Annotated in this window: 5 protein-coding genes and 1 pseudogene; 2 read left to right on the top strand and 4 right to left on the bottom strand. The window is 66.0% G+C overall.

Going from position 1 to position 6,618, the window contains the following annotated elements; all coding sequences use genetic code 11:
- A partial coding sequence (locus MRY80_RS15480) for a carboxyl transferase domain-containing protein (protein WP_293291948.1) occupies window positions 1-644 on the bottom strand: 644 nt, incomplete at its 3' end.
- Window positions 645-968: 324 nt separating this feature from the next.
- On the opposite strand from MRY80_RS15480, the gene MRY80_RS15475 reads away from it, so the two are divergent.
- On the top strand, window positions 969-2,135 hold the full coding sequence (locus MRY80_RS15475) for a PcfJ domain-containing protein (RefSeq protein WP_293291947.1): 1,167 nt from the start codon (window positions 969-971) through the stop codon (window positions 2,133-2,135).
- A 52-nt stretch (window positions 2,136-2,187) separates the two neighbouring features.
- Here the strand turns inward: MRY80_RS15475 and MRY80_RS15470 are convergent, their stop codons facing one another.
- Complete coding sequence (locus MRY80_RS15470; protein WP_293291945.1) at window positions 2,188-3,351, bottom strand: isovaleryl-CoA dehydrogenase; 1,164 nt, start codon at window positions 3,349-3,351, stop codon at window positions 2,188-2,190.
- A 168-nt stretch (window positions 3,352-3,519) separates the two neighbouring features.
- On the opposite strand from MRY80_RS15470, the gene MRY80_RS15465 reads away from it, so the two are divergent.
- The gene (locus MRY80_RS15465; protein WP_293291943.1) at window positions 3,520-4,296 is read left to right on the top strand and encodes a GGDEF domain-containing protein; all 777 of its coding nucleotides are present in this window, start codon (window positions 3,520-3,522) and stop codon (window positions 4,294-4,296) included.
- 10 nt (window positions 4,297-4,306) lie between these two features.
- Here the strand turns inward: MRY80_RS15465 and MRY80_RS15460 are convergent.
- Window positions 4,307-4,759, bottom strand: a pseudogene (locus MRY80_RS15460) (cell wall hydrolase); the annotation flags it as partial.
- Between the two features lie 665 nt (window positions 4,760-5,424).
- Window positions 5,425-6,438: a methyltransferase gene (locus MRY80_RS15455; RefSeq protein ID WP_293291941.1), complete on the bottom strand. Its 1,014-nt coding sequence runs from the start codon at window positions 6,436-6,438 to the stop codon at window positions 5,425-5,427.
- Window positions 6,439-6,618 lie beyond the last annotated feature (180 nt).

Raw genomic sequence — 6,618 nt, 5'->3', positions numbered from 1 at the left:
CCGGCGAGGAAGATCGTGCCCTGTTTCTTGACGATGATCGTCTGGTCGCTCATCGCCGGCACATAGGCGCCGCCCGCCGTGCACGAGCCCATCACCACCGCGATCTGCGCGATACCCTTGGCCGACATGTTCGCCTGGTTGAAGAAGATGCGGCCGAAATGCTCCTTGTCGGGAAACACCTCGTCCTGGTTCGGCAGGTTCGCCCCGCCCGAATCCACCAGGTAGATGCAGGGCAGCCGGTTCTCCTCGGCGATCTCCTGGGCGCGCAGGTGCTTCTTGACGGTGAGCGGGTAATAGGTCCCGCCCTTCACCGTCGCGTCGTTGACGAGCACCATGCAGTCGCGCCCCTCGACGCGGCCGATGCCGGCGATCGCGCCGGCCGACGGGATGTCGTCCTCATAGACGCCCGAGGCAGCAAACAGGCCGATCTCCAGGAACGGCGAGCCGGGATCGAGCAGGCCGGCGATCCGGTCGCGCGGCAGAAGCTTGCCGCGCGCAACATGGCGCTCGCGCGAGGCCGGCGAGCCGCCCGCCATGACGCGCGCCGCCTCCGACGCAACCGCCTCATATTGCGCCTCCATCGCAACGCGGTTCGTGCCAAAATCAGCGGATGCATGGGCGACCGTGGACTGGATGACCGACATGTCAGAGAATCTCCCGCAGACACTTTTTCATCCGGTGTAGCAGCCCCCGCCCGCAAGCGACTAGCCCCAATGCCGGACCGAAGGCCGCAGAGGCGGTCGATCCGGGCGATCCCCGCGGTCCCGCGAGCCGTTGCACATCGGCAACAATGCCCTTCGGTCATGCCACGACCGCATTTGTGCCACCTTCCGGCCCGTTTCCACGCCTAAACGCCGCCTCCGACCGAAAAGGAGACAGTCAGATGAAAACGCAACCGAGTTCGCCACGATCCGTGCCGACGCTCGAATTGCGTCCGGCTGACTGTGTTCCAACAAGGTCTGAAAACCATGGCACGTTCCATGATCAAGCGTCGGCAGGAGGCCGACCGCGCCCGTATTGAAGCCTATGAAGCGACGCTTCGGACCGTCTCGTCCGAAGCGAGGCCGGCACCCGATTTTGCCCAGGCCCTGAAGGAGGCAAAGCGCGGTTTCGTCAACGACATCATCCGCGATTCCGCTTCCTGGCACCCGAAGATGAAGACCCGCAACGAGGCGCGGCTTCGGCTCGCCGCGGCGCGCCACCTCTTTGCCCGGTACACCGTTCCGGCGCCGCTGGAGCGGATCTGGCTGGACAGCGACGGGCTTTCCGAAGAGGAAGTCCGGCTTCGTAAGAGCTGGTATGTCATCGTCGCGCGGGGCGGATCGCTCTACAAGGAAGGGGCCAAGCAATGGCTCACCCGCAAGGAAGTCCATTGTTTCCTCAATCCGCCGGGCGATCTGGGTTTCGAGGAAGCCGTGTGGCACGCGGTGGCCCGTTCCTACACCGAGGATACGGGCGTCGCCCTGCGCATCGCGCGGTCCAAGGTCGCGCGCGGCCGGCGCCGTGAGTTCGACTTCTGGCGCGAGGTCGCGCGGTTCTTCGCCGTCAACCCGCTGCCGATCGAGGAGATCGACGATCTGTGCGATCTCCTCGCGGACCGGCGTCGCCGCGACGCGAAGTTCACCCTGAAGGGGCGGACGCTCGGCTCGCTGCGCCGGCAGATGCACGAATGGCATCGTGACGTCGCGGTGATCGCCCGCATCGAGGCGGCGCGCAGGCGGGCGGAAGCGGCCGCCCTGCGAACGGGAGCGCGCCTCGACGCCTCCCGTGGCGGACGGTGGGCGGGGTCGCAACTGACGAACTGGTCCTGGCACCCCTCGGCGAAGGACTCGCGCAAACCGCGCGAGGAATACGCGGTGACGCAGTTGCGAAGCGCCGAAGACCTCGTCTTCGAAAGCCGGGCGATGCAGCACTGCGTGTGGACCTACGCGTCGCGATGCATCGCCGGCCGGGCGTCGATCTGGTCGCTGCGCCGCACCGCCGAGGGCGCGACCAAGCGGCTGCTGACCATCGAACTCGACGGTCAGAACCGGGCGGTCCAGATCCGCGGCTTCGCCAACCGCCTCGCCCATGCCGACGAGCGCAAGGTGCTCGAACGCTGGGGCAAGGCGCGCGGCGTCACGCTGCGCTGCTGACAGGCCCGCGCGTCACCCCGGCGCGCGGGTCATCTCCCTGGCCGGACCGACATCACGTCGTCTCCTGGAACAGCTCCCGTCCGATCAGCATGCGGCGGATTTCGCTCGTGCCCGCGCCGATCTCGTAGAGCTTGGCGTCGCGCAGCAGCCTGCCCGTGGAATAGTCGTTGATATAGCCATTGCCGCCGAGGCACTGGATCGCTTCCAGCGCGACCTGCGTCGCCTTCTCCGCCGCATAGAGGATGCAGCCGGCGGAATCCTTGCGGCTCGTCTCGCCCCGGTCGCACGCCGCAGCCACCGCATAGACATAGGCGCGGCAGGCGTTCATCGTCGTGTACATGTCGGCGAGCTTGCCCTGCATGAGCTGGAAGGTGCCGATCGGCTGGCCGAACTGCTCGCGCTCGTGCACATAGGGCACCACGATGTCGAGCGCCGCCGCCATGATGCCGACCGGGCCGGCCGCCAGCACCACGCGCTCATAGTCGAGCCCGGACATCAAGACGTTGACGCCCCTGCCCTCCTCGCCGAGCACGTTGTCGAACGGCACCTCGCAATCCTCGAACACCAGTTCGCAAGTGTTCGACCCGCGCATGCCGAGCTTGTCGAGCTTCTGCGCCGTCGAGAAGCCGGCGAAGCCCTTCTCGATCAGGAAGGCGGTGATCCCGCGCGGCCCGGCTTCCGGGTCGGTCTTGGCATAGACGATCAGCGTCGAGGCGTCCGGCCCGTTGGTGATCCACATCTTGTTGCCGTTGAGCACGTAGCGGTCGTTGCGCTTCTCGGCCCTCAGCTTCATCGACACGACGTCCGAACCGGCGCCCGGCTCGCTCATCGCGAGCGACCCGACATGTTCCCCGGAGATCAGCTTCGGCAGGTATTTCGCCTTCTGCTCGGCCGTGCCCCAGCGGCGCAGCTGGTTGACGCACAGATTGGAATGCGCCCCGTAGGACAGCCCGACCGAGGCCGACGCCCGGCTGATCTCCTCCACCGCGACGCAATGGGCGAGATAGCCCATCGCCGAGCCGCCATCCTCTTCCGGAACGGTGATGCCGTGCAGGCCGAGCGCGCCCATCTTCTCCCACAGATCCATGGGGAACTCGTTGGTCGCGTCGATCTCGGCGGCGCGCGGCGCGATCTCGTCCGAAGCGAAGCGCCGCACCATGTCGCGCAGCGCCTCGATCTCCTCACCCAGGCCGAAGCGCATCGTGTGATCAAACATGCTCTCTCTCCCTTGCCGCGCCATTTGCTCGTCAAACGCGGGCGATGGCAAGTCCGCAAAGCGACGCGGGGTCAGATGGTCTGGGGAAAGGGCCGCCGCCCGAATGGTGAGCAATTGCTTAACGCTTTTGGGCCATATACACGCCAGCATCAAACGGGATGCTGCAAGATGAAGATTGACTGGTCATCGCGAGGAAGACCACGCATCTACGCCATCACGGTGCTCGGCACCGCGATCTGCATCGCCGTTGCCTTCGTGTTCGACAGCTACACGCCCTCCACCGGCACATGGGAGTGGGGCAGCGACCCGTGGAACAACGTCATCATCCCGCTCTTGCTGGCGCCGCCCTTCTTCTTCCTCCTGCTGTCGAAGATGCGCGAACTGGCGATCGCCCACCAGGAACTGATGTCGGTCGCCTCGACCGACAGCCTGACCGCGCTTTTGAACCGGCGCGCCTTCACCGAGATGGTCGACGGCTATCTGAAGCGCGTCGAACAGGCCAACGGGCCGCCGCGCGGCGCGCTGCTCGTCATCGACGTCGATCATTTCAAATCGATCAATGACAGTTTCGGCCACGAGAGCGGCGACGAGGCGCTGAAGCTCATCGCCGGAACCATTACCGCCAATGTCCGCGACACCGACCTCGTCGGGCGCATCGGCGGCGAGGAGTTCTGCGTCTTCATCCCGGGACAGACGCCCGACCGGGTCGTGACGGCCGCCGAGCGCATTCGCGCGGCGGTCAACGAGGCGGAATTCGTCGCCAACGGGCAACGCCGGACGCTGACCGTCAGCGTCGGCGGCATCACCTTCGACCGGGCCGCGCCGTTCAGCGACCTCTACCGCATGGCCGACCAGTATCTCTACGATGCCAAGCGCAACGGCCGGAACCGCGTCGAACTCGCGCCCTTCGACGCGAACCCCGACATCATGCCCACGATGCACTGAGAAAAAGGCGCTAGCGCCAGCCGCCGCTGCGCGTGCGGAAGAAATGATGGTCGCCGATGCTCGCCATCTTCACCATCGAGCGCGCCCAGCCGGGCCGCACATGGCTGGCGAAATAATGCGTCGAGGAACCGACTTCGCCCACATAGGTCTCGCCGGACGTGACCGCCATGGCGATCTTCTTGGCCCGGTTGTAGGCGCCGGGCTGGCGGATGTTGTCCTTGATGCCGTCGCAGGCAAACGAGAACTGGCAGCGGTTGCGCTGGTTGGCGTTCTGGTAGACCACGCCGCAGACCGTGTTGGGATAGGCCGGGTTGCGCACGCGGTTCAGGATCACCTGGGCGACGGCCGCCTGCCCCTTCGACGTCTCGCCGCGCGCCTCGAAATAGATCGCCTTGGCCAGGCAGGTCTGCTGGTCGGAGGCAAACATCCGGTTGGACAGCGGCTGGCGCATCCAGTCGTGGTCGTCGGCGCGTTCCGGCGGCATGGAGTAATAGGCGAGCGGCGACCAGACGAGCTTGCTCTTGTCATAGGGCGCATAGGCGATCGCGAAGGCTTCCGCCTGCTCGTCGGCGCGCATGTTCAACTGCGCCGGCGCAATGCCGGCCAGCCGCTCCGGCGCGACCGTCTGGAAAACCCGCGCCATCGCGCGGTCTGGATCGACGTCGACGAGATCGGGCGCGACGTCCGGCCAGGATCCGCGGCTCACCGCCCACCAGCGCGCGCTCTTGCCCGAGGCGGGCGCGACATCGGGCGCGGCGACATTGCCCAACGCGGCCATTGGGCGGGCACGTTTGGCGTCGGAACCGGGGCTGGCGTCGAAAGCTGAGAAGGCAGCGGCCGTCCATTCGGAGGAACCGAGTTCGGGAAGCGCGGCCTGGGTGGGAAGCGACAGGTTCGCAAACAGCGCGATCAGCGGCAAAACCGCGATCCGCAGTTTCCATCTGCGATGACCAGCATCTCCCCCTGAGAGCCGCACGACCCCTCCATTTCCAATTCGGGACGTTTTTTGACGAATCCTAATAATGCATTAAATCCGCTGCCGAACCTCTCTTTGCAGAATGAGGCGAAAGCGAGGCAATTGGGGCAAACCGCCACGATCCGCGGCATTCGGCCCGCAATTCAGGGCCCTCACCGCGGCTTGACCGCCTCCGCCAGCATGGTCAGTTCGGGGATCATCGGCCGCACCTCCTCCACGCGAAAGCCGATTCGCGTCAGCGTTTCGGCGAGCCAGCCATCGTCCAGCGAACGGGCATGCGGCGTGAAAGCGGTGTGCTGCAGCTGCCAGAGCGCCGTCAGGCCCGGCCCCGTACGGTCGGCCCGCACGACGAAATCATGCACCAGCAGCCGCCCGCCGGGCTTCAGCGCCCTGAAGGCCTGGCGGAACAGGTCCTCGTGCATTTCCGCCGGCACGCCGGAGAGCAGATAGGACATCAGCACGACGTCCTGATCGCCCGGCCAGGCGCCCCGCGTGGCGTCGGCATCGTCATAGGCGATGCGCTCGCTCAGCCCCGCCCTGGCGACATATTCACGGCCGACGGCGGCGACATTCGGAAAATCGACGATGACCGAATGAAGCGCCGGATTGTCGCGGCAGAAGGTGATCGAGAACGCCCCGGTGCCGCCGCCCACATCCAGCATCCTGCGTGCCGACGACAGGTCGAGCTTGCGCGACAATTGCCGCGCCGGGCCCAGCGACCCCTTGTGCTGGCTTTCGGAATAGAGCCGCGCCTGCGCCGGATCGGAGAACCAGTCCGCATAGGAGCCGGTCGCCTCGTCGTCGAGCGTGTCGGCCAACGCGTCCTCGATCTGGTCCATCAGCGGATACATCTGCTGGGCGACCTGCCGCGTCAGATAATCGGAGAAATCATATTTCGCGCCATTGACCAGGAAGGCCTCTGCGGCCGGAGAATTGGAGAACTCTCCATCCTCGACGGCCACAAGGCCGAGACCGGCGAGCGCGGTCAGGAGCGTCAGCGCGCGGTCGGCGTGCAGGCCGGACTTTTCGGCCAGTTGCTCGGCCGTCAGCGGCCCGTCGGACAGGTGGTTGAAGCAGCCGAACTCCAGCGCCGCGAACAGCGCCTTCGACCCCATGAACCCGAACGCGATATCGGAAATCTCGTGCGCCTCCGTGGCGAGCGCCATATCCTTCTCCTCTGTCGTTGCCATTGAGCGGGCGCGACCGGCCCGCGCCCTTCCTAGCATGGTTTTCCCTCCTTTCACCCCGACGGCCCGCAAGGACGCCGGCTGAATGGCCGTTTGTCACCGCGCGAAGAAAAAATTTCTCGCCGGTGAAACTTTTCGCGCGAACCGCTCGTCTGCTTG

This window comes from Oricola sp., from assembly GCF_022763245.1.
Classification (GTDB): Bacteria; Pseudomonadota; Alphaproteobacteria; order Rhizobiales; family Rhizobiaceae; genus Oricola.
Note: the sequence above shows the minus strand (reverse complement) of the source record. Positions and strands in the feature narration are given on the sequence as shown.